The organism is Lyngbya sp. CCY1209 (genome assembly GCF_055795065.1).
In genome coordinates this window covers 1-404 of record NZ_JAYFER010000125.1, presented here as the reverse complement: position 1 = coordinate 404, position 404 = coordinate 1, and the positions used below count along the sequence as shown (strand labels likewise).

The following is a 404-nucleotide window of genomic DNA, read 5'->3' as shown; positions in this document are numbered from 1 at the left end:
TTCAAAGCCAAGCCATTACGGAGAGTTTGGATACCAAAACCCGGACGGGATGAAAAACGCCCTCTGGGAATCCCGACAATTCGAGACAGAGCCAAGCAAGCCTTGGTCAAGATGGCAATGGAACCCTACTGGGAACCATTATTCGAGGGGACAAGCTATGGGTTTCGACCCGGACGCTCAACCCACGATGCATTAGCAAGAATCTACATAAGCATCAACAAAAAGAGCTACTACGTTCTTGATGCGGATATCGCCAAATGCTTCGACCAGATTGACCATGACTACCTACTATCCAAACTTCATTGTCCAACGACCATAAGGCACAACATCAGACAATGGTTAAAAGCCGGGGTTATTGACAATGGTGTATTTGACGACACGAAAGCCGGGACACCTCAAGGAGG

The 404-nt window shown here is 48.0% G+C and carries 1 protein-coding gene; it reads left to right on the top strand.

Translation table 11 applies throughout. The features are described 5' to 3' along the window. The coding region (locus tag AC0QHF_RS00960; protein ID WP_324702311.1) for a reverse transcriptase domain-containing protein at window positions 1-404 on the top strand (404 nt) is incomplete at both ends.